The following is a 25,593-nucleotide window of genomic DNA, read 5'->3' on the forward strand; positions in this document are numbered from 1 at the left end:
CAAAAACAAAAAAGTAAAAATTACAATTATGAAATTACCTCTTATATATTCAATATTATCAATAACACTATTATTTACATCCTGTAATCAGCTCTCTAAAGAAGAACAAGAATTCGATCTACTTATGCAAAAAGTAATTGATGTACATGATGAAGTTATGCCCAAAATGGGAGAAATGAGTAGCTTAATCAAAGATTTAGAGACCAAGATAGATACGACTAGCCAAGGGAAATCATATGCAAAAGCGCAACAAGACGTCAAAGATTCTTATGATTTTATGATGACCTGGATGAGTGACTTTAGTGATAAGTTTCCTTATGAATCGAAAGAAAACAAAGTAGATGCTGAAAAATTATCTTCGCAAATGGAGTTACTTAAAAAAGAAGAAGTGAAAGTAAACAAACTAAGAGATCAAATTAACTCTAGCATTAAAAATGCAAAGCAATTACTCAAAAAGTCATAACATGCCGTTGCTTTGTTATTTATAAAAATGTTTTACTTTAGCAATTGCAACAAATCATATTAAAAATCGATGAAAAAAAATATCTTTATTGCTTGTGTACTGCTTATCTCAACTATATCTATACAGGCGCAGAAAAAAAAGGATCTTCTTGAAGAAATAGATAAACTGAGAAAAGAGGTAAAAACTACAAAAGCTGAGTTAAATGATTCTCGTAAAAAAGAGAAAGCAACTTTAATACAGGTTCAAACCATGGAAGCCCAGGTAAAGGACTTAAAAGAAACTAATGCTTCTCTTCTAACCAATATGAGTAGTTTTACTCAATTATCTAATCAGAAAGCTAAAAACCTAGAGACATCTCTTACAAGCCTTCAGGAAAAGGATAAACAGATTAAAACTATAAATGATGCGATTAGCAAAAGTGATTCTATCAAATTGACAACGCTAACAGTTTTTAAAAACACTCTTGGAGGTGAAGCAAATATTGCTGTCAAAAATGGTGCTGTATTAATAACTTTGGCAAATACAGCTCTATTTGGTGAAAGCGATAAAAGTTTTGTTATTCAAGACAAAGCAAAAGGTGTTTTAGAAAAAATCGCAAATGCTTTAAATAGTAAGCCTGATCTTAAAATTATTGTTGAAGGTAATAGTAATGCCCTAAATATTAAAGATAAAAGCATTTTAGACAATTGGGATTTAAGCTCTAAACAAGCATCTGCTGTAGTAAGAATGCTACAAAATGATTTTAAAGTAGACCCAAAAAGAATGGAAGTTCTGGGTAAAAGTGAATATGGTTCGCAGAGTATAGAAACTGCTACTCGAATTATAATTGACCCAAAATTTGATGAATTTTACGGATTGGTAAAAGAAAAAATGAAAAACTAATTCTTAATAGACTAGAATATACTTATTATATATAAAATCCGATCGAGAGGTCGGATTTTTTTATTGCCTTCCCTTACTTTTAAAACATTAAAAAAAATTCAGTTTTGATAGAATAAAATATATTATTATATTTACGTAACCAATTACGTAATTAATTATATATATGAGTTTTTTTGATAATGTTGGCATTATTGCAATAGGTACCAGGATGAGAATGCTAAGTGAACGAATGGCTGAAGATGCAGCAAAAATATATGAGATGTACGAGGTTGACTTAAAACCAAAATGGTTTCCTGTCTTTTATGTACTATCTCAAAATGAATCAAAATCTATTACAGAAATAGCCAATTTAATAGGGCATTCGCACCCATCCGTGTGCAAAATCGTTCGAGAGATGGTTCAAGAACAAATCCTCTGTGAAAAAAAAGATAAAAATGACGGCAGAAAAAACAATATTCTATTAGCTCCCAAAGGCAAACAAATGGCCAAGCAAATTGAAGAGCAATATACTGATGTCAAAAAGGCCGTAGAAATTACATTAAACCAAAGTAAACATAATATGTGGCGTGCTATTGAAGAATTTGAATTTCTTTTAGAGCAAAAATCAATGTACCAACGGGTTAAAGAAGAAAAGAAAACCAGAGAAATAGAAGAAGTAGAAATCATCCCATATAATCATAAATATAAAGCCCTTTTCAGGGCACTTAATGAAGAATGGATAACTACTTTCTTTAAAATGGAAGAAACCGATCTCAAGGCGTTAGATCATCCAAAAGAATACATACTGGATAATGGTGGAGAGATCTTAATAGCATTGTATAAAAAAGAACCCGTAGGCGTATGTGCATTACTAAAAATGAATGATTCGCACTATGATTATGAAGTAGCAAAAATGGCCGTTTCTCCAATTGTAAAAGGTAAAGGTATTGGTTGGGCATTAGGTAAAGCCATAATTGACAAAGCACAATCATTAGGTGCCCAAAAAATATATTTAGAAAGCAACACAGTACTAAAGCCCGCAATTAATCTATATCAAAAACTAGGATTCAAAAAAGTGGTAGGTCACCCAACCCCATATGAGCGATGCAATATCCAAATGGAATTGATCCTAGACTAAAAAAATATAGCTATAATCTCGGCGTTACATAAGAATTGAGTTCAGAATCCTTTATAGTGATTTGTTTAGATGTTTTACCTCAGTTCTTCTACGCCGAATTATAGCTTATTGTTTTTAATCTAAAAACAAGTGTTCCCAAAATAGCATTTAATTTTTTAGAATTTTACCAAAACACTACATATTATACTTAATCCGTTTAAAAATAAACAAACCTCGTTTTAATCCATTATATCAAGGTTTAAAACTATCACAAAAGAGGTTCTTTATCATTATGATTTCCATAAAATTTCGTAAATTAATGAGATACAGACTTTAAAGCTCTCGATTATGAAAACTTTTGTACTAATTTTATTCGGCATGTGCTCTCTCCTTGCCCTTACGCAGGAGAAAAAGGATACTGCTACTGAGCCAAATAACCTTGAAGGTGTATGGGAACTAAAACATCAATACTTATATGAAGATAATCAAATATCAGATACTGTTTTAAATCAAAATGGATATCGCCAAGTTAAGATATATAGTAAAGGAAAAGTGATGTGGACCAGGTTTGACCCAAAAGACGATAATGAATGGTTTGGATATGGAACCTATAGTATTAAAGATGGTATTCTTGAAGAACATTTAGAATATGCATCTGGTCCCATGATGAAAATAATAGACACTATGCAGGTCTTTAAATTTGAACTCATTATGAGTAAAAATTCATACCAACAAATCAATATAGACGAAGAAGGGCATTATTCTTTAGCAGAAAATTATCAACGAGTCAATTGATCTTTCTTACCCACTATAAATAGAACACAAAAAATAATGGAGTCCAGTTACCTGGACTCCATTTTTATAATATTACACTTTTAAAATTAACTATTCTTTAATTATTTTACCAGTTGTTTTGTTTTTGGAAACTGATATAGTGTAAAAATACATTCCTGATTCTAAATCTCCGATATCAAAACTTTTAACATCTTCTCCTCTTTGAAGATTATTGTTTTGGAAATCATAAACTTTAATCCCATTAGTATTAAATATCTGAAATCTGAAGTAATCTGAACCTGTAGATTTTGAGAGATTGCCATCTAGTGCTACGTTTATCATATTTCCAGAAAGAGGATTTGGAAATACTTTTCCTACCTCACTTGATCTATTAGCCACGGCAGGGGCTCCTAATCCATCAAGATATGCTCTATGACTTGAAGAGAATCTAGAAGTATTAACTAAATCCCAATTTATTGACCATGTCATTAAACCTCTAAAACTTGGGTAGGTCGCACTTGTAGTATAAGATCTACCTGGATAAGACACTCCTTTAATTAAATAATCCAATGCTTGTTGTACAACTGCCTCAGAAGTATATCCACTTCCTGCTGCCTGTGTTGAAGAAGGCAAACCAATTGCCACCTGATCTGCTCTAAGCCCTGGAAAAGTAAGTCCTGTCTGCGCTACTGGAAATCCTGTTATTAACATTTCTGCCATAGCTACATGAAAATCTGCAGTAGCTGGTTGATACACCTGACCATCTCTACCAAACATAGATCCTGTATTATAATGTTGAACATGAATGTAATTCATCTCATCACGTAATGCATGAATAACCGGCAGGTATGCTCCAAAAATTCCAGAGTAATTACCATAAGCACCTTGTACATAAGCCGTTTCAGGAGCCATACTTAATATAAAGCGATTTGCTCCGATTTTTGTTCTAACAGCTTTTGTCGCTGCAATAAGATTTACAATTTTTGGCGTAGTAGGGCTTCTAAAGTCTGTATCTCCACTAGCCAAAGAAAGAGAACTTCCTTCAAGATCAATATCCAGACCATCAAAACCATAAGTATTGATAATATTAGTCATTGAACTAATAAATTCATTTTTTTCAGTTTCATTTCCTAATTCCACTCTGGCATTAGCTCCTCCAATAGAGATTAAAACTTTTTGTCCTCTACTTCTTACTGTAGCCACATCATCTATAAAGGCTTGTGTATTTCCTGCATAAATTTCATAAGGGCTAAATTGCATATCTGATGTGCTTCCTGCTCTAGGTTCTGCAAAAGCGACACAAATTACATCCCAATCTCTTGAAACTTCGCTAAGCCTCGGAGTTGTAGATCCATTATTGAAATTATGCCAATATCCAACTAATATCTTACTTGGTAAGTTATTGTTTCCTCCATCTACTTTCTTTCTTACAGTTACTGCTTCTGATGTAGTTTGATTAGCCTCATTATCAGTCGCTATAGCTGTTAACGAATAACTAGCAGCCTGAGCATTAGTAATTGTATAAGAATATGGACTAGTGGTGTCCTCTCCTAACTTTGTAGTTCCATTAAAGAATTCTACTTTAGAAACTGTACCGTCATCTGTAGCATTAGCTGTGATTGTAACAGAGTTTCCTGCTGTATATGTAGCTCCATTAGCAGGAGATGTAATATTAACTACAGGAGCATTTCCTCCTGGTCCTCCGCCACAATCTCCGATTTTAGACCATGCATCTTGCCAATGAGCTCCAGTACCCGGTGCATAAGCCCATGCTGCTGCTGAAGAGCACCACCCAGGAATATTACATTTAAATTTTTGATCTACATTTTGCACTTCTTCATTTTGACTATATGAAGTACCTGCAACATATTGTGGTAACCCATTACAGTTCCCTCCGCCGATAGCGGTTACAGAAACCGACACAGCAGAAGAGGTTGAAGTCGCACTACCATTATCTGTCGCCTTAGCTGTTAATACATAATTTCCTACCGCTGCATTAGTAATTGTATAACTATAAGGACTCGAAGCACTCTGTCCTATTTTAGCACCATTATTAAAAAATTCTACCATTGTAATTGTACCATCTGTATCAGAAGCACTTGCTGTAATAGAGATCGAGGCTCCTTCATCAAAAGAAGAATTATTTGCAGGTGAGGTTATACTAACCGAAGGAGGATCATTATTAACCCCATTAACTGAGATATTTACAGCAGAGGATGTGGTTGAAGCTCCTAGATTATCAGTTGCTTTAGCCGTTAATACATAATTTCCTACAGCAGCATTTTGCCATACATATTCATATGGGCTTGTCGTGTCTTCTCCTAGCTTTGTAGGACCATTGTAAAACTCTACTTTAGCAACTGTACCATCTGAGTCTGCAGCATTAGCCGCGATTGAGATTGCAGTTCCTTCTTGAAAAGTACTATTGTTAGCAGGCGAAGTTATGTTTACAGTAGGACTAACATTAGGGTTAGTTCCTCCACAGTCTCCAATTTTTGACCATGCTTGCTCCCAATGTGCTCCAGTACCAGGCGCATATGCCCACGCTGCATTAGAAGAACACCATCCAGGAACATTACATTTGAATTTTTGATCTACATTTTGAACTTCGTCATCTTGACCATAAGATGTTCCCGCAACATATTGAGGAATATTAGCACATCCTCCACCTGTATCACTATTTACAGTAATAGAAACAACTGATGAAGTAGTACTTGCATTTTCATTATCAGTAGCCTTGGCAGTAAGAGCATATTCTCCTACAGCTGCATTAGTAATTGTAAAACTAAATGGGCTAGTGGTATCTTCACCCAACTTTGTGGGACCATTATAAAACTCAACCTTTGAGACAGCTCCATCAATATCCTGAGCATCAGCGGTAATTGCTATTGAAGCTCCTGCAATAAAAGTATCATTATTATTTGGTGAAGTAATACTTACTGTAGGAGGTACATTAGGAGGTCCATTTCCTACTGTTATCGAAACAGCAGCAGAATTTCCTGTAGCATTTTCATTATCTGTAACCTTAGCTGTAAGTGTATAGCTACCCTCGGCTACATTTTGCCAAGAAAACTCATAAGGAGATGTTGTATCCTCTCCTAATTTTACTGGTCCATTATAAAACTCAACTTTTGTAACAGTTCCATCACTATCAGAAGCATTTGCCGTAATTGCAATAGTTGCTCCAACCGCAAAATTAGCATTGTTAGCAGGTGATGTTATATTAACTACAGGTGCTACATTTCCTCCTGGTCCTCCAGTTGCAAAAACTTCATTTATTTTGTTTACTAAAGGTGACTTCACATTAGACCATCTTTTTAGTTTTGGTCCGAATGAAGTTACAGAACCTCCAATTTCGAGATCACCATACACTGTCCAAACTATTGTACCAGCTAATCCATTATCATTAATAAATTTGGCTTTAACTGCAATAGACTCTTCATCATCATAACTCAAAAAATACTTCCCATTAACTAAATAAGGTACTTTAGCCTCATTATCCCATTTTCTGGTCCATCCACTATTAGGAGATAGTGCTTTTTGTTTGATAAAGAAATGGTTTGGTGTACCATCATACACATTTTTAGGCCAATTCGTATAATCCGCACACGTTTCTATTGGTCCATCCGGCTGTATATTCTCAGATCTTTTTACTGTTTTTACATTAAGATCAGCATTACCTTCAGTAATCACACCTCTACCATAGAATGGTGCTCCAAAACAAATTTTATTTTTAGGAACACCTAATTCTACAAGTTTTTGTAAAGTCGATTGCCAGTTAAAAAAAGGTACTTCTGCTCCCGTATATGGATATACTGGTGCATTATGACCAGCAATGTTAGACCACCCACCATTAAAATCGTAGGTCATCATATTAAAATAATCCATGTTTGATGCTACATTAGTCCAATTAAACCCATCCAATTTTCTTGGATCAGCAGACATTGCCGACGTAATCAATTTTGTAGGACCAATGGCAGTACGTAATTCTTGTAATAACGTTTCAAAATTAGCAAAATCTGCCTGGGTTCCTGTAAAATTCATTCCTGCAAAAGGTCCAGGATATTCCCAGTCAAGATCTATTCCATCAAATCCTGTTGCAATTAGTTTTTTACAATCCTCAATAAATTTTGCTCTTTTTACTGGATCAGCTGCCATTTCTGGAAAGTGCTTACACATACTCCATCCTCCTATTGAAGCCATAACTTTAACTCCTTTTTGGTGTGCCAATTCAAGAAGACCAGGAGCACCTGTTTCTTTATGCAATGGTAATGGTAGTGATCCGCTTAGACCCCAAGTTGGATGTGTCCAAGTACTTCCTTGGAGCGCAACCTGAAACCCTTGAGCTTCTGCTCTTCTTTTTGCATCTTCATTAATATATTGAATTGGGTCTATCTCTCCGAATAGAATATGCATATCCCAACTACTATATATATCTGTAAAGAATATATCTTTAGGTGCCTGGGTAACTCCTGCTTGATGAATTTTCTTATCTCTATGATCACCGCTATGTAATGATCCATCTCTTGCTACACCAAAAAACGAATAATTCAAAATAGTATACTTAGAATAATCAATATTAAGGTGAGTCAAAGCTCCTGCCGAAGGAACACCTGCAGTATTAGTTTTCCAGGCGTCCCAGTTAGTTATATAACCTATTACTTGTTTTTGGTGGTTGGAGGTCGTAGCGCTTCCACCGGTATTTACTTGTGCAAAAGCAATGCTCGATATGCACATTAACATTAAAAGCAATGATGCCTTTAAATACATTTTTTGAAACCGCCAGACCATAACAGTTTGGTTTAATTTTTTCATAATTTTCTTCCTTAAGTTAAAATAGTTTGTGTTATTACATACGAAAACGTTGTAGTTTTCCGAATGAAAAATTAGAAATAAACACGAGTTAAAAAAAACTAATTAGCTGAATGGTTACAATTTGTAGATTTTCAGAAGGAAAACAGGAATAAGGTGCATTTTTCATTATTCTACAATTTCTATAGGAAAAAAGGAGTGTTTATATCGTCTTCAAAAAAATGGGGGCAATAAAAAAGAATAAATTTGGTTAAATATCCAGGTAGGAAATAAGTTTTATTCATTATAAAAGATGTAAATTAAGGAATATTTACTCGTAGTATAACTGCTAAAAAAACCTAATGAAATGAAAGTAAAATGTTTACTTATTGATGATGATCCACTGGCTATCAATATTATAAAAAACCATTTAGAGTATTTTGAGCGCTTTGAGGTAGTTTTTACCTGCAATAATGCAATAGATGCTTTCGACTTTATTAATAATAATCCTATTGATTTAGTTTTTGTTGACATTTGTTTACCAATAGTTAATGGCATAGAGTTTATCAAAAGCTTAAATAATCCTCCTCTTATTATCATAACCACTTCAAGTCAGGATTATGCTGTGCAAGGTTTTGAACTAGATGTTGTAGATTATCTTATAAAACCTATTTCGATTAAACGATTGGTTAAATCTTTACATAAAACTTCTAAAATTCTTAATCACGCGAACAAATCTTCACAAATATCCACTCCTGAATTTGAAGATCATATTTTCATCAAAGTAGATAAAAAGATGATAAAGGTATATTTTGAAGATATTCTATACATAAAGAGTTTAAAAGACTATGTTATTATAAAAACAAATTATAAAGACTACGTTACTCACTATAATTTATCTGCCATTACCCGGTTACTCCCCATGCATTTTTTTATTAGGATTCATAGATCTTACACTATAGCCCTTAACAAAATCAAAGCAATTGATAAAAACTGTATTGAGATTGATGACATATTGCTCCCTATAGGAAGAAACTATTTAAAAGAAGTCAAGAATAAAATTATAAACGGAGTTACCAGCTAGCTCATACAACTCCTGAAGGTTCTAAAAAGCTAAAGCTGTATAACCTTTTAACTATTAATATCATAACAACAAAGATCCGGGCATAACCCGGATCTTTCTATGTGTAAACGATTTACATCAATTCACAACATGATTCAAAACATAACAAACAAAATTTTAATCACATCATATATATTCTCAATGCCATGTTTTTCTAACTCAATTTTTATAATCCTTCACTGATCTTCCTATTATACAATCAATTATATCTATCTCTAGAATGGTTCAGAATCATTACTTTGTCAAATACGAGTCTCAATTTGTACTGGAAAATCAGTACGCAAAGACCCTTTTTTGACATTTCTATAACTCCATCACTTTCCTTGTAACTTTTTAAAGACTTTACTCTTATTTTTTTATTATTTTCTTAGTTAATACATTTCCATCGATATTAACTTTATAGATATAAATTCCGCTTTTTAACGTTGATAGGTCTTGTTCAAAGCTTTTACTTCCATTGTATCTTCTATAAGATTTGGTTTTTATCAATTTTCCATATATATCATATAAATCTATTCTTACCTCTGAAGCTTTAGTAGTAGTAATTTGATAGTTTATCGTATTATCAACTAATGTTTGAAAAGAGACAGAGTTATACATATCAACACCATTTTTTGCACAATCAGAAACAAATTCCCATACAGAACTACCTCCAGGAGTTTCTCCTTCTGTCCACCACTTGGCTTTATAAATTTTTGTACTGTGATAAACTTGATCTCCTCCATTGTAAGCTATAGACGACACCCATTGATCAAATCCACAAAAAGTACCTCCTGCTCCACTACAATCTGAGACAAATTCCCAAACAGAACTGCTTCCTGGTGTTTCTCCTTTTGTCCACCATTTATTAGTATACAATTTACCTTGGTAAGTCACTTTTTGCCCTGCAGTAGCATATGTCTTATCAGCTTTCCATGCTTCTACACCATCACAAACTCCACCTCCAACTTTTTTCTTTACAGTAAACGCAGTATTACTCTCTGAAGATAAACCTTCATTATCTGTTGCGGTTATTTTATATGATACATCTCCAAAAGCACTTGGAGTCCAACTAGCTGTATACTGGTTACCATTTTGGGTTGTAGTAACCGCAGTATTATTTACTAAAAATGATACAGAACTAACCTGAGTATCGTCACTTATTGTAGCTTTCAATTGAATTACAGACAATTCTGTTTGCTCGATAACACTTAAGTCTTGTGGTTCGATCATCGAGATTGAAGGTGGTGTATTCCCTCCTATTATCTTTTCTTTTATAGTAAAAACTATTGTCTTTTCTGAAGTTGCATTTTTATTATCTGTAGCAGAAGCCACTAGAGTCACTTCTCCAAAAGCTGTAGGAGTGAAACTGGCAGTATAGCTACTACCATTTGCAGTTGCACTTATAGGTGTATTATTATGTTTAAACACAAAAGATTGAATGGTTCCATCAGAATCTGTAGCATTGGCTTTTAATGCTATTGGTGCTAATGCCGTCAATTCAATTATTTGATTATTAGTTGGCGTTTCCCATGTTACTACAGGTGCGTCATTTATAGGCGTATTATTTCCGGCAGCTTCATTAATTGCTCTTAAAAGACTCGATGAAGAGTTATAGCTAGCATCTTGAGTTAGCTCCCAAATGATCAACCCCTGGTGTCCATAGTTTTTAGAATATTTCATTTTTTCACCAGCTAGCTTTGGTGTATTATAGTATAGCTTCTTATTCTTTTCTCCTATAAACCCACCCAATTTTCTAGCATCCTTAGGATCATAACTTGTAGCAGCATTTGGAAATTCTTCTATAATATCTTTATAAGGGACAAACTTAGCTCCGTTACCTCCATTCGGTTTTTTCTCAGAAAAATCGTATCCATAGATCGGCGCTCCAAATGCAATTTTGGCTTTAGGTACATTAAAACCACCTGCGTGATTCCACGCTGGAGGAGCAAATCCCATCCAATATTCTAAGGCATCCTGAGCAGAATAAATAGGGTTGTCTGCAGTTTGACCAGTATACAATCCTTGAGGAACTTTATGTAATGCAGAATGAGGTCCTTCTGGAGATGCATCCCATGATCCTGTAAAATCATATGTCATTAGCCCTATCCAATCCATATAATCGGCTATTCCATCGTCATAATTGTTTCCGTACCATGAAGTTCCGAACACTGCCGCAGTAATAAGTTTATTAGGCATTTTTGCTCTAAGTTTCTGGCTTAATTTTGTTAGCCCGATTCCCGCAGGGTGAGGTCCTTGATCTCTGTCTCCCCATTTACTTCCTCTTACACGACCTCCTTGATCAGATGTCCCACTTATTGCTGGATCTGCCCACCAGCATTCCATATCCAAATCAATACCATCCAAATTATTAGTGGTTACGTAATTTGCGATTAAAGTGGCAATTTCATCTAATTTGGCATCATTATTATGATATTTATTCATAAGCCATAAGAAAGCAAAATCAGTTGCTCCCCCAAGAGCTACAGAAACTTTTACATTTTTTGCCCTTGCTTTTTGTAAAACTCCAAGATCATTAAGTACTGAATCTACTTTTCTTTCTTGAAATGCATCAAAAGAAACTGAAGCAAAGTTACTACTGTTATAGTCATTGTTATTTTGCTTAAACATCAAAAAAGAAATATTCAAATGTGTAACCACCTCGGGTTTGAAGTTATTCTTAATATCGTAATCAGCTACCCAGGTAGGCAAGTATCCTATAATACGCTGTTTTCCAGAATAATCTGGTCCTAATCCGCCATCCCCACATGGCCCTATTAATTCCCAGGAGCCTGCACCTGGAGCATCACTGGTGTAATATTTACACTTGTAATTAACGCTGTTGTAAGATACTTCCTGCCCTTGAGTATAAGGAACATTACTAGCATTCCATTCTGGATTACAGGTTGGAAAATTGTATTGAGCCTGTATGTATAAGGCACAAAAAAACACTAGTAAAAATGTATAAAAATTTTTCATGATTAATATAGTTAATGGTTTGTGTGTTTGCGATATATAATCGGGTAGCTATGTCACTAAGTAAATAACTACCCGAAATGTTTTTCTTAAAAACTTAGTTTTTAAGGACTTTCTCAAAATAAACATCATTATCTATGTATATTTTAAATACATAAAGACCTTTTTTGAGATTTGACAGATCTTGAGTAAATGAATTAACTTTTTTGGTTTGTCTTCCACTAAAAGTTTCTGTACTAATAAGTTTTCCTGAAATATGGTATAAATTAATTTTTACCCAAGAAGCCTTTTCATTTTTTATTCTAAAGTTTACAATATCCTGAGTTACTGTTGGAAACACAGAATAATCATTCGAAGCTATTTCCAGATTTGTTGTTCTTGCAGCACATGTTCCTGTTTTTGTCCATGCTAATTGCCAGTGAGCACCTGTTCCTGGAGCATATGCCCATGCAGCCGTCGACGAGCACCAGCCTGGTATGTCACATTCAAACTTTTCACCTGCATTTTTAACTTCTTCATGTAATCCGTAAGAAGTACCCGCAACATATTGCTGAACGTTTGCACAGTTTCCGTTTCCTACATCTTTAATTACAATAGTAATGGCAGTAGATGTAGAAGTACCACCCTGGTTATCCGTAGCTTTAGCTGTTAAAATATAATTTCCTACAGTTGTGTTGGTGATTGTATAATCATAAGGACTGGTTAAGCTTTCTCCAACTTTTGTTCCACTATTAAAAAATTCTACTTTAGTTACTGTCCCATCACTATCAGATGCGTTTACAGTTACAGGAATAGAAACTCCTGCATCAAAAGAAGCGTTATTACTTGGTGAAGTAATGGTTATTGATGGTGGAGTATTACCTCCTGTTGTTTTTTCTTTTATAGTAAAAGTGATATTTTTTTCAGCAGTACTATTTTGATTATCTGTAGCTGATGCCGTAATTGTTACATTACCAAACGCTGTCGGAGTAAAACTAGCCGTATAACTATTTCCTGAAGGAGTTGTATTAAGGGTAGTATTATTATGCTTAAATGTAAATGATTGTATTGTACCATCACTATCTGTTGCACTAGCCTTTAAAGTCACGGCTGTAAGTTGGGTTTGCTCTATCACCTGTCCATTACTCGGTGACTCCCAAGTTATTACAGGTGCAACTCCTGTAGAGGTACCACAATCCTTAATTAGTTCCCATACAGAATTGCTTCCTGGAACACTACCAGCACCGGCATACCATTTATTTCTATAAACCTTGTTATTGTGTTTAACGTAATTATCTTTATCTCTATATATTCTAGAATCATCCCATTCTGGAATCTCTTGACAATCAAGATTTACGCCATCCCATATGATAACTTTGATAGAGGATGTTATATTTAGTCCATTTTCAAATACAGCGTTTGCTGTCAAAATATGACTTGAATAATTAGAAGGTGTCCAATTAAATGTAGTACCACTATAAGTTTGACTTCCTATAGATGTGGAAACGCTAACTAATCTAGTATTTTTTTCATCAATTTCTAAATTCACAGGAATAGCTGAAAAACTAGATTGTTCAAACATCTGGTTATTTTTAGGGCTAGAAAATGTTACCACAGGTTTTTGGGCACAAGGCTCTGCTGTAAGATCTGCAGAATCACCACCATACTTAGACATATCTTTGCAACCACAATCGGATAGATCATGTACTCCATCCATATCGGTTCCTATATTGTAAATACCTGTAAATCTTTGATAGTATCCTATTCTATCTAACACCTGAGGTTTTTCAGTGCCTTGACCACACTCGACTCCTCCATTAATAATATTTACTGTCATTCCAAGACCTGGAACTCTGTTTTTTGTTTTATCAAGCTCATTTGGAACCCATTTATTTACCATTACGTTATGAGCCGATGGCTTAGGGTACTGAGGTGTCATCCAAAACCAAATGGCAGTCTGGAATGCTAAAGCTGCATCCTGAATAACCTTTTCTGGATTATCTAATAACACTTGCTTATCTCCAAATATAAATTCACTAGCAGGACCATAATTATAGTTATACGATAGTTGTATTGGTCCACGCCCTTTGTATGATTTTCCAGGAGTTGGGGGATAATTTGTATCTGGGTAGGCATAAGAAGCATTTGTTGGTTCTTCTCTAAAATGTAATCCCCAAGAGAACTGACCACCAGGAGCTGTTGCCCATCCCCCTGTGGTTTCATGAGAGATATTTGCAAAAAAAGCAGTGATTTCTCTTTTTCTGGTTTCTAGATTTCCCTCTGCCAAAAATGACCCATAATCCACCTCTTCGGTCATAATTTCTTTATCAGCATTTCTTGGAGCATCAAAATCAACATCTGTTCGAATAATTGTTGTTGCTCCTGTTACCTTATCAACACGAGTAATTCTATATGCGTTTGTACCACATCTTCTATCAAAAATCACTTTGATCTTGCTCATTCTATTAATAGCCTCAATAAAGGACTCGAATGTATAGAAATCATCTTTGGGGTCAAGTACCCATACACCACCTCCTGTATCTTTAGCTCCAAAGCGATAGGGAAATAATGTATTCCATAAATCTTTATTTATCAAGTCACTTGCTTGAACTGGATTAAAAGAGCTTGAGGTTTCTTCTAGTATAAAAGTATCATTTGCCTTTGATACCTCGGTGTAATTATTAAAACTGTTAGAAAAGGTTAAATTAACGGTTAAGAATAATACCGTAAAAATCATCATCCATGATTTCTCCAATAAAACCCAATGGGTTTTTGGAGTAGTGAGTTTGTGTGCCATTATTAAGATAATTTTGTGTTAAAGAAATAGTTAGTTTCTTTCGTTTGTTTTAGTTACATCCTAAAGTAGTGTATTTACCCCTTTTTAATGAAATAAAATATACGAGTAGCATTATTTGGCATATAAAGACCATCAGATTGGGAATGAGTGAAAGTTTAAATTGATATGTTTATCAATTTTACCATTTCTTTTAAAAAAGGAGAAATAGTTACGAATATGATCAGAAGTTTTTATTAGATATACTGTTTTGATATTGCAATTTTAATTTGCTCTAAAAGTACAACGGGCTCAAAAGGTTTATTTATAATTTTAGTAATTCCTGCGTTTATAAAATGTTCTTTATTTTCAGATTCAGAAATTGCAGTCAAAGCAATAATTGGAGTTTCTTTATCTGATTTACGAATCCTCTTGGTTGTTTCAAATCCATCAATCCCGTCCATCATGATATCCATAAAAATAAGATCGTAACTGTTTTTATCTGTCATTTCTAATGCTTCATAACCGTCTGAAGCAATTTCGCACTGATACCCATAATTGGTTATAATTTTTTGTGTTACCAATTGATTAATCCTATTATCCTCTACAACAAGTATTTTTATTTCTTCATTGCTTTTACTATAGAATTCCTTTTGATTTGTTTTTTCAAGTTCTTTATCAAAAGGTATTTGAAAACTAAAAGTAGCTCCTTCTTTATTACTTGATGTAAACACTAATCTGCTATCACATTGTTGCAGTAGCTTATTTGCTATCACCAATTCTAATGTAGATTGATTACTCTGATCTGACAGAGCAGTAAAGAGTGCAGATCTATTCTCTTGTAATATAGTATTTAATTCTTCTTGCTTTTCTTTTGAAAAATGCAGATCTTTACTTTTTAAAGAAAAAAGAACATTACAGACACTATCTGTCGAAAAAACATTTTTAATAGAAAATCGCAATACACCTCCATTTATATATCTCGAAGCATTAGAAAGAATACTAACAATAATTCTAGATAAATGATCAGAATCTCCCATAATCTTATCTGATAACTTATCATCTAAATCAAATTCAAAAACATTATTATTTTCACGAATAATAAAGAATTTAAGCGATTCTTTAATTGTACCTATCAATTTAACTATACTTAAAGGTTGGTTTTTTAATCGGGTTTTTGTTGATTGATCTGATGTATTCAATTCTATAATATCATTCACAAACCTTAATAGATATCTTCCAGAAAATTGTAGTATCTCTAGCTGTTTTTTTCGTTGGTTTTCATTAGGCTCTTTGTGTTCTAATAAATGGGCTATCCCATTAATTGCATGTAATGGAGTCCTGAGCTCATGAGTGATATTATTAACAAATGCAGTTTTTTGCTTAAATGCTTGTTCTACTTTAATTTTAGCTTCTAATAATTCTTTGTTTTTCTGTCGTAAAAATGTATTGTTTTCTGTTTTGAGTCTTGAATTTTTATATTGTAGTAAACTTAACAAAATCAAGATAACTATAATTACGCCTCCCGAAATCATCAAGTATTTATTGAGTTTTAATTGTGTCTGCTGGTATTGATTTTCAATAAGAATTCTTTCATTGTCTTTATCCTTTAATTGAAGTTCTCTGTAATCCTTTAAATTCTCACTATACTTCTTAAGAAAATAATCATTTTGCTTCACCTGTTCTTCTACATACTTTTTGTAAAATTTATTAGCTACTAAATGCTCTCCTTTTTGGTTGTATACATCTGCAATTCCTGCAAAATAAAGTGCCTGATTAAACCTATTGGTTTTTGTGGAATCTACGTTTTGTTTTATAATCTTCTCCCCTTCTTCAAAAAAAGCAAGGGCTTCTTCATATCTTTGGGTATTCGAGCAGACTTTTCCCATTTGATGATAAAGATATATCAGCCTTAAATTCTTTTTATATTTATGGGCTAAAGCAATTGTTTTTTTCGATATTTCGTAGCAGTTTTCCCAATCTTGCTTTATATAATAGATGGTAGCTAGATTCAATAGTATATCTATCCGTTCCTCTTCATAATTATATTCTTGGGATAAGTCAATAGCTCTTTCTAAGAATGATATTGATCTATCATAGTTTTTTGAAATTACTTTATGATACAACCCCCAAAGGTTATTTAGTTGAATATCTCCATACTCATCTTTTACATATTTTTGCAAAATAGTAGCTTTATCAAGATAATCCTTAACAGCATCAACATCATGAGTAGCCATGGATAACCCACTACGCAACCTAAACACTCTAGCAATATATTTTTTATTATTGCTCTCTAATGCTAGCTTCTCAGCACGATCCACTATCCGGAGTGCCTTATTAACATAATCATTTTCTATCCAGTATTCTAGTGAGTCTAAAGTAGTTTCTATAAGTATATCGTCTTTACTAGAGTAAAAACTATAAACTTTTTGAGTATTAATCAAGGAAAGTACTATCGAAGTAATAATTACTAAAGTGAGTATACTTCTTTTCATAAAACACTTTATTTATCTTTTGCTTAATATTAATGATACTTTAGGTACTTTGGTTACTAGTATAGTTTCAATTTATTACAAAAAAAACTTGCCATTCTAAATGATCTATATCATTTTGAACAGCTAGTGACTAGCATTTTATTAAGCAGGCAGAAAATAAAGCGGGGGCTATTAAATTCTTAATGATTTGGATTATACGTCCATTTTCACCATATTATTTTAACAAAGTTAAACATTTTTTTCTCGGAGCATTTCAAAAACAAATCCTCCGAGAATTTCTAATTTTATATCTATCTACTCTATAACTTATTCCATCTTTATATATTGTAATAACTATAGATTGATTTATACTTTTACAAAAATCTTCTTCTTGTATAATACAAAACCTAGGAGTGTATATATACATACAACGATCAAGGCATAACAAAGAGATGAAAATGATTTGTCAATTGTCGGATACACAAAAAAGGTCTCAAAAAGATATTGATGTATTGATGTTTGAGAGTTGATTTTTATTAAATAGAAAGATTTAGCAATTATACTTGACAAAAAATAAATAATAATTGCATTGGCTCCTACATATTTAACTATGTTACCAAAAGTATATTCTTTATAATCCATCAAATAATGAAACAACACTAAAAACAGAGTTGCATAACCAGAAGTAACCAGTACAAAACTACTACTCCATAACGCCTTATTAATAGGAAAAAACATACTCCATATATATCCGACAGCCACGAGACCAACTCCTACTACTGTTAAGTAAATATGCTTTCTTTTTGTAGTACTCACTAAAATCTCACCTACAAAAATCCCTGTGATCGCAGTTACTATAGCTGGTAGTGTACTTAGAATTCCTTCAGGGTCATAATCGGGTTTCCAGGTATGTCCTTTAAGAATCAGATAATCCAAGTAATTAGCCCAGTTATTTATTCCTCGTTCTAGGGTTGGAATGCTACCATCTGGCAATGGAATATATGCCAACCACACCCAATATCCTATCAGTAGTAACACTGCAAAAAAAAGTAATTGTTTTTTGGTACATTTCAAATATAGAATAGACACGACACAAAATACAATACCAATACGCTGCAATACACCTGGAATACGAATAGATTCAATTTCTATAAATGGAAAATAGGGTAAAAACACATTAAGAAACAATCCTAATAAGATCAATTTTAAACTTCGTATTACAATTTTCTTATATACCTGAAAGTTTCCTTTCTTATTTTTATATACAAAAGAGATCGATATCCCTACAATAAACAAAAAGAAAGGAAATACAAAATCTGCCAAAGTTAATCCATTCCAATCTGCATGCAACAAGGGGGTATACACATGAGACCAATCTCCTGGTGTATTTACCAAGATCATTAGCATTATGGTTAGCCCTCTTAAAAAATCAACAGATTGTATTCGTTTACTTACACTCACGACATTAAATCCTTTCCAATTGATTTCCACACTCTCACTAGTAAGAAACCAGAAACTGCTGCTAATACCCCAACAATTCCGGCTGTTGCATACTCTCCATAAAGTAAATTCCCTACTGTAAACAAACAACTATAGACTAATACACAACCTAGTAACATTGCCAAAATTCCTGAAGGCACAGACCATTTCTCATTAGATTCGACTATCTCTACCCCATCAGCGTTAGCTTCATCGACAACTTTTTTCCAACCTGGTCCTCCAGGCTGAATACTTTTATAAAAAGATCGTAAAGTCTCTTTTGATTCTGGTTTGGTAAGATAAGTTGAAACTATCCAAACAATTGAGGTTATAATCACCATAGCAATAAATCTAAACCAAGAAGGAAAAACTCCTGCAATGATTTCTCCGGCATCACTGGTGTATCCAAATAATGAGTCGCCAAGAGGTGTAAAAGTTAGAATTAACGGAATAAGCATAGCAGAAAACATTACAGATATTTCACTCCATGCATTTATCCTCCACCAAAACCAACGTAAGATATACACTAACCCTGTTCCTGCACCAAACATTAAAATAATATCGAAAAGCTGCTTGGCATTAGTGAGGTAAAGTGCAAATATTGCACTTGTAACCATAAGGACTATAGTTGTAATTCTACCAACATTCACCAGTTCTTTTTCGGTTGCATCTTTTTTAACTTGTTGCTTATAAAAATCATTAACAATATATGATGATCCCCAATTAAGGTGAGTTGATAAAGTTGACATAAATGCTGCTCCTAATGAAGCTAACACCAGCCCTAACAATCCAGCCGGAAGCTTTGTTAACATTGCAGAATATGCCAAATCATGACCTAATTTACTAGACTCTACATTCGGAAAAGCCTCTTGAATACTAGCTATATCTGGATACATTACTAAAGATGCCAAGGCTACCAAGATCCATGGCCACGGACGCAATGCATAATGCATAATATTAAAAAAGAATGTAGCACCTATTGCGTGATTTTCATTTTTAGCTGCAAGCATACGTTGCGCTATATACCCTCCACCTCCTGGCTCAGCTCCAGGATACCAAGAACTCCACCACTGTACAGCTAACGGAATAATCAAAATCCCAATTAATGCCTCGGTATTAGAAAACTCAGGAAAAAACGAAAGTTTATCAGATACATTTGGATGAGAAACCAAATTGCCTAATCCTCCTACTTCAGGAAGGTTAACCAAATAATAAGAAGCACCTACTGCTCCAACTATAGCAACAAAGAAAAGTACAAAATCGGTATAAATAACTCCTCTAAACCCTCCTAACGAACTAAATGCTGCTGTTACCACACCACCTATCAAAACTGTTTGTATTGGTGTGAGTCCAAGCATGATTTGCCCAATTTTAATAGCCGCCAGATTTACTGCAGCCATAGCAATTATATTAAACACCACTCCAAGGTATATTGATCTAAACCCTCTTAAAAACCGAGCAGGTTTGCCACTATATCTCAATGTATAAAATTCTAAATCTGTTGTAACATTTGATTTACGCCATAATTTGGCATAAACAAATACTGTAAGAAGACCTGTCAATAAAAAAGCCCACCATACCCAGTTTCCAGCAACACCATCTTGCCTTACAATATCAGTAACCAAATTTGGGGTATCAGTCGAGAATGTAGTTGCCACCATTGAAAAACCAAGCAACCACCAGGGCATATTACGTCCTGACAAAAAATACTCTGCTGTATTTTTTCCAGACCTTTTAGATACCACAACACCAATAATAAGTGTGGTTAAGAAAAATGAGGCTATGATTATGTAATCCAATGTAGTTAAAACCATTACTTTTATTTTAATAAATTTGATTTGTTTTTTAATATTCGTTGCTTAGCATGCGCAGCATAATTTCTTCCTATAGGAATTCTTTTTTCACCAACTTCTACTAGATTTCCCTCAATAGATTTAACTTTATCTATTGCTATAGTATATGATTTATGAATTCTTATAAAATTTTCTGAAGGTAGTTCTTCACTAATACTAGTTAAAGACTTATGGGACAAAAAGGTATCTTCTATGGTACTTACTCTTATGTAATCCTTTAGACTCTCTATAAAAAGGATATCACTTAAAAGAATTTTAACCAATTTCTTATCAACTTTTAAAAAGATATGAGCTGGTTGAACCAAGTCTATAGCTGGTTCATGTCTTTTAACAGCAATAAGTCGTGAGGTTAATTTATTAATAGATTTTAAGAATCTATTAAAAGAAATAGGCTTGACCAGATAGTCAAGTACTTCTAATTCATAACTTTCCAATGCATATTCTTTGTATGCCGTAGTAATTATAGCCTGCGGATATTCTTTAAGACTTTTTAAAAACTCAAGACCATTCATTCTTGGCAGGTTTATATCAAGAAACAAAGCATCTACATTTCCTTGTTCTAATATTGACAGAGCCTCAATTGGATCTTTAAAAGTACCAATAATTTCTACATTTTTAAATTCCTTCAAAAAGGATTCAATCACTTCAATCGCCAGAGGCTCATCATCAATTATGATACATTTAATAATCATTATACAGGGATTTTAAGTAAAATCGAATATTCATTATTTTCTTTTGCTATGTTTAGAGTATACTTTTTTGGATAAAGAATTTCTAATCTTCTTTTTACATTTTTTATCCCTATTCCATTATGTTTTTCCGAATTAGATTGGTTTTCATAATTATTTTTAGATACAAATATCAGTTCATTTTGTGATCTTTCAAAAGAGATTGACAATTCCATTCTATCATTATTTTTAAGCCCATGTTTAAAAGCATTCTCTATAAATGGTAAAAAAAGCATCGGAACTACCTTAACCCCATCAATATTACCGTTTATACTTACATTAGATGTAACACGATCACCATATCTCATTTTTTCGATCTCAATGTAATTATCTATATGATCAATTTCTTGTAAAAGTGAAATTTTTTTTTGACTTGTGTCATAAATCACATATCGCATAAAATTAGATAATTTCAGAACTAGATTAGGAGCTTGGCTAGATTTTTTTATTGTAAGTGCATATAAACTGTTTAATGTATTAAAAAAGAAATGTGGTTGTATTTGTGCTTTTAAGTATTTTAACTCTGTTTTATACTGTAATTCACTTAAGTGTCTGTTCTTACTTTCTACAATAAGAAAATCTACAGTAAACTTTATTGCAGAAGTCAATCCAATCACATATAGCTCTCCAATTGCTACAGCAACAATATGATTAAAGCCAAACGGGTCTAGCCTTCCTTCAACCTCTGGCCATATATCCTCAGTAACCAATAATAAATTAAGTCCTGACCTTAATATATAATGAACTCCCAAAGACAAGCATAAGAACAATACATAATATACATATTTCTTTTTAAATATAAATTTTGGAGCCAAATAATATATATTAAAATACACTAAAATTATATGCAAGGGAAATTCTACCAGATTCGATTTTATCGAATACCAATAATCATTAAAATAACTTCCCCACCTAATTACGTTAAATAAAAAATAAATAATCCAAAAATACAGGTGATATTTTCGTTTAATAGTCCTTTGCACCTAACCTTTTCTTTTTTTCAAAATCGATAAATATTTACAGTTAAAAACAGTTTTTTAACAAAAAATTTTGAAAAATGTAAGGCTATTTGTAGAGAAAACCAAAAAAATTAAGAATATCAAATTTCAAAAAAACCGTCATCTATTATTGTATGTCGATTGTTCTTAAAACCATGTCGTTTGTCTAAAAAAAATTTTCATAGGCAATTAAAATATTACTTTGAGATCATTCAAAAAAACACTTTTTAATATGAAACAAAAAATTTTAACTCTAACCGCTTTATTATTTTTTTCTTTTCTGAGTTTTGGGCAGGGAACCCAAATCACAGGTACGGTAACAGGAGCTTCTGACGGCGTTCCTTTACCTGGAGTAAACATAATAGTAAAGGGAACAACAAATGGAGTACAAACAGATTTTGATGGAAATTACTCTATTACGGCTGCTGCCGGAGATGTAATTCAATTTTCTTACTTAGGTATGCTAAGTCAGGAAGTAACTGTTGGGGCAGATTCAGTAATTAATGTTCAATTACAAGAAGATGCCGAACAATTAGAAGATGTAGTAGTTACTGCGTTAGGTATTAAGAAAAGTAGAAAATCCTTAACCTATGCTGCGCAAGACATTAATGCAGCTGAATTAACAAAAGTAAAAGATGCTAACCCTATTAACAGCCTTTCTGGTAAAGTAGCAGGAGTTGTTGTTAACAGAAGTGCTTCTGGTGTGGGAGGATCTGTAAAAGTAACTCTAAGAGGTAATACCTCTACAAGAAACAACCAACCTCTTTATGTTGTTGATGGTATTCCACTATTAAACAACTCTGCGATCCAACCAAATAGTACGTTTGGAGATATTGACAATGCAGGAAATAGAGATGGTGGAGATGCATTATCTCTTATAAACCCAGATGACATAGAAAGTCTTACAGTATTAAAAGGAGCTTCTGCATCTGCTTTATATGGTAGTCAAGGTTCTAATGGTGTTATACTTATAACTACCAAAAAAGGAAGATCTGGAAGTTTCAAAGCAAATGTTTCTTCAAGTTTCACGGTTGACTCACCAGCTTATCTACTTGATTTCAACGATCGTACCGAAACTAATCTAGATGATTTCTTAGAAACAGGAACAACTGCAATTAATTCATTATCAGTATCTGGAGGAACAGAAAACGCCCAAACGTATTTCTCATATGCAAATACACAAGCAACAGGGATCATTCCTACGCACAATGTAAAAAAACATACTCTAAATGTAAGAGAAACTGCTAAATTGTTTGACAATAAGTTGACTGTTGATGCTAACATATTGCTTTCAACTCAAAAAATACGTAATAAGCCTGTTTCTGGTTTATACTATAACCCACTGGTTGGAGCAACAGCTTTCAACTCAGACACAGAGAGTTTAAGTGATTATGAAGTGTTTGAAGAGTTCAATGAAGATAGAAATTTAATGGCTCAAAGATGGTTTAGAGGAACATCGGATATTGAGCAAAATCCTTACTGGATTTTGAATAGAAACGCTAGTGAAGATCAAAACCAAAAGGTTTTAGCTTCTGTTTCTTTAAAATATAAATTTAATGATTGGTTTTCTATTCAAACAAGAGGAAGTTACGACAAAAACTTCTATAAGTTTGAAAGAAAAATTCATGCTACCACAGATGGAACGCTTTCAGCTGTAAATGGTCGTTATTTACTAAATGATGTTGAAGATACTCAAATCTATGGAGATATCATTGCTACTATCAACACCCCTATTTCTGAAAATTTCAATTTAACAGCTAACATAGGTACTAGTATAAGACAGTCAGATTTAGGTGATGCAACCTTGTTAGATTCTGGTGTAGGAGGTAATCTAAAAATACCTAATATTTTTACACTATCGAATTTTGAAGTTGGTACTGTAGGATTTAATCCAATATTACAACAATCTCAGGCTGAAAGAAAAGAAGTTCAATCTATTTTCGCAAGTACTACATTAGGTTTTAAAGACATGCTTTACCTAGATGTTACTGCAAGAAATGATTGGTCATCAACAGTTTCAGAATCTTTCTTCTACCCATCTTTTGGTCTTACCGGAGTATTAACAGAGATGTTTGAAATGCCCGAAGCTATATCTTTTGCAAAAGTAAGGACTTCATACGCTGAAGTAGGTAATGATATACAAAGCTTTGCTAATAATCCTATCAACTCTATTGGAACAGGTCAAGGTGGATTAAACCCTCCAAACATTATTCCATTAACTGAATTAAAGCCTGAAAAACAAACTTCTATAGAATTTGGTACAGAATGGAGATTATTTGATAACCGCTTAGGTTTTGATATAGGATATTACAAAACAAATACTATCGATCAATTTATGACAATTGACGGAGGAACTTTCACGGAATTCTTTTCTATTAATGCGGGAGATTTTGAAAACAAAGGTTTTGAAGCCTCTATAACTGCCACTCCTATCCAAAATGATAATTTTTCATGGGATGCAGCAGTAAATTTCGCTAGTAATAAAAATACAATTAAAAAATTAGACGCTAGACTAGGTAGAGATTATTTAGAATTAACCCCAATAAGTGTAAATGCTTATGCTCTATTAATAACTGAGGGAGGTTCTTTTGGTGATATTTATGGGCGACAACTTCGTAAAAATGCTGATGGTTTACCAATTAGAAATGCAGAAGGTAATTTTTCTCAAGCAGAAGCTAATGAAAATACTAGAGGCGGTTTTGATTTATTGGGTAATGCAAATCCCGATTTCTCTTTAGGATTTAGTAATTCTTTCACTTATAAAAATATAACATTAAACTTCTTGGTTGATGGAAAATTTGGTGGAGAAGTAATGAGTCTTACTGAGGCTATTGTTGATGGTTTTGGTACATCTAACAGAACGGGTACGGTAAGAATTTTTGATGAAGTATCTGGTTCGGAAACAACAATGCCTGCTAATGAATATTATCAAGCTATTGGAGGGAGAAATGGACTTACTAGTGAATATGTATATGATGCTACTAACATTCGTTTAGCAGAATTATCCCTAGGGTACAAATTTAATCTTGGAGAAGATAGCTTCTTTAATTCGGTCAACGCTTCTTTAGTTGGAAGAAATTTATTTTTCTTTTATAAAGATGCTCCTTATGACCCAAATATATCTTTAAGTACAGGAAATGGACTTCAAGGTGTTGATGTATTTGGATCGCCATCTACCAGAAGTATCGGTTTAAATGTTGGCTTATCATTTTAATTAATAAGGAA

Annotated in this window: 14 protein-coding genes; 6 read left to right on the forward strand and 8 right to left on the reverse strand. The window is 33.2% G+C overall.

Annotated features, from left to right (window positions below):
- Positions 1 to 28: 28 nt before the first annotated feature.
- The 4 genes from C1X07_RS10990 to C1X07_RS11005 all read left to right on the forward strand — a co-directional run bounded on the left by C1X07_RS10990 (position 29) and on the right by C1X07_RS11005 (position 3,236).
- Positions 29 to 463, forward strand: coding sequence for a hypothetical protein (locus tag C1X07_RS10990; RefSeq protein ID WP_128755246.1), 435 nt, complete (start codon positions 29 to 31; stop codon positions 461 to 463).
- A gap of 69 nt (positions 464 to 532) precedes the next feature.
- Positions 533 to 1,345, forward strand: a complete 813-nt coding sequence (locus tag C1X07_RS10995) for an OmpA family protein (RefSeq protein ID WP_103070070.1) — start codon at positions 533 to 535, stop codon at positions 1,343 to 1,345.
- A gap of 163 nt (positions 1,346 to 1,508) precedes the next feature.
- Positions 1,509 to 2,462 carry a bifunctional helix-turn-helix transcriptional regulator/GNAT family N-acetyltransferase gene (locus tag C1X07_RS11000; protein WP_103070071.1) on the forward strand — a complete coding sequence of 318 codons (954 nt, stop codon included), beginning with the start codon at positions 1,509 to 1,511 and terminating at the stop codon, positions 2,460 to 2,462.
- A gap of 327 nt (positions 2,463 to 2,789) precedes the next feature.
- Positions 2,790 to 3,236 (forward strand): hypothetical protein, encoded by a 447-nt coding sequence (locus C1X07_RS11005; protein ID WP_103070072.1) that lies wholly within the window; start codon positions 2,790 to 2,792, stop codon positions 3,234 to 3,236.
- Between the two features lie 90 nt (positions 3,237 to 3,326).
- Here the strand turns inward: C1X07_RS11005 and C1X07_RS11010 are convergent, their stop codons facing one another.
- Positions 3,327 to 8,030, reverse strand: coding sequence for an Ig-like domain-containing protein (locus C1X07_RS11010; protein WP_103070073.1), 4,704 nt, complete (start codon positions 8,028 to 8,030; stop codon positions 3,327 to 3,329).
- 343 nt (positions 8,031 to 8,373) lie between these two features.
- Here C1X07_RS11010 and C1X07_RS11015 point away from each other — a divergent pair, with 343 nt between their 5' ends.
- The gene (locus tag C1X07_RS11015) at positions 8,374 to 9,090 is read left to right on the forward strand and encodes a LytR/AlgR family response regulator transcription factor (RefSeq protein ID WP_103070074.1); all 717 of its coding nucleotides are present in this window, start codon (positions 8,374 to 8,376) and stop codon (positions 9,088 to 9,090) included.
- 387 nt (positions 9,091 to 9,477) lie between these two features.
- On the opposite strand, the gene C1X07_RS11020 is transcribed toward C1X07_RS11015, so the two are convergent.
- The 7 genes from C1X07_RS11020 to C1X07_RS11050 all read right to left on the reverse strand — a co-directional run bounded on the left by C1X07_RS11020 (position 9,478) and on the right by C1X07_RS11050 (position 22,185).
- Positions 9,478 to 12,087 carry a glycosyl hydrolase family 18 protein gene (locus C1X07_RS11020; RefSeq protein WP_103070075.1) on the reverse strand — a complete coding sequence of 870 codons (2,610 nt, stop codon included), beginning with the start codon at positions 12,085 to 12,087 and terminating at the stop codon, positions 9,478 to 9,480.
- 94 nt (positions 12,088 to 12,181) lie between these two features.
- On the reverse strand, positions 12,182 to 14,860 hold the full coding sequence (locus C1X07_RS11025; RefSeq protein ID WP_103070076.1) for a glycoside hydrolase family 19 protein: 2,679 nt from the start codon (positions 14,858 to 14,860) through the stop codon (positions 12,182 to 12,184).
- Positions 14,861 to 15,093: 233 nt separating this feature from the next.
- Entirely contained in the window at positions 15,094 to 17,331 is a 2,238-nt protein-coding gene (locus tag C1X07_RS11030) for a response regulator (protein WP_103070077.1), read from the reverse strand.
- Positions 17,332 to 17,676: 345 nt separating this feature from the next.
- Positions 17,677 to 18,801 carry an acyltransferase family protein gene (locus C1X07_RS11035; protein WP_241507237.1) on the reverse strand — a complete coding sequence of 375 codons (1,125 nt, stop codon included), beginning with the start codon at positions 18,799 to 18,801 and terminating at the stop codon, positions 17,677 to 17,679.
- A complete protein-coding gene (locus tag C1X07_RS11040; RefSeq protein ID WP_103070078.1) occupies positions 18,768 to 20,603 on the reverse strand; it encodes a sodium:solute symporter family protein in 1,836 nt (611 codons plus the stop codon). The genes C1X07_RS11035 and C1X07_RS11040 overlap by 34 nt, the downstream gene beginning before the upstream one ends.
- Before the next feature lie 5 nt (positions 20,604 to 20,608).
- Entirely contained in the window at positions 20,609 to 21,334 is a 726-nt protein-coding gene (locus C1X07_RS11045) for a LytR/AlgR family response regulator transcription factor (RefSeq protein ID WP_103070079.1), read from the reverse strand.
- A complete protein-coding gene (locus C1X07_RS11050; RefSeq protein WP_241507238.1) occupies positions 21,334 to 22,185 on the reverse strand; it encodes a sensor histidine kinase in 852 nt (283 codons plus the stop codon). The genes C1X07_RS11045 and C1X07_RS11050 overlap by 1 nt, the downstream gene beginning before the upstream one ends.
- 415 nt (positions 22,186 to 22,600) lie before the next feature.
- Between C1X07_RS11050 and C1X07_RS11055 the strand changes: the two genes are divergently transcribed.
- Positions 22,601 to 25,582, forward strand: a complete 2,982-nt coding sequence (locus C1X07_RS11055; RefSeq protein ID WP_103070081.1) for a carboxypeptidase-like regulatory domain-containing protein — start codon at positions 22,601 to 22,603, stop codon at positions 25,580 to 25,582.
- The last annotated feature ends 11 nt before the right edge of the window (positions 25,583 to 25,593 follow it).

Source organism: Aquimarina sediminis (assembly GCF_002895435.1).
Lineage (GTDB): Bacteria > Bacteroidota > Bacteroidia > Flavobacteriales > Flavobacteriaceae > Aquimarina > Aquimarina sediminis.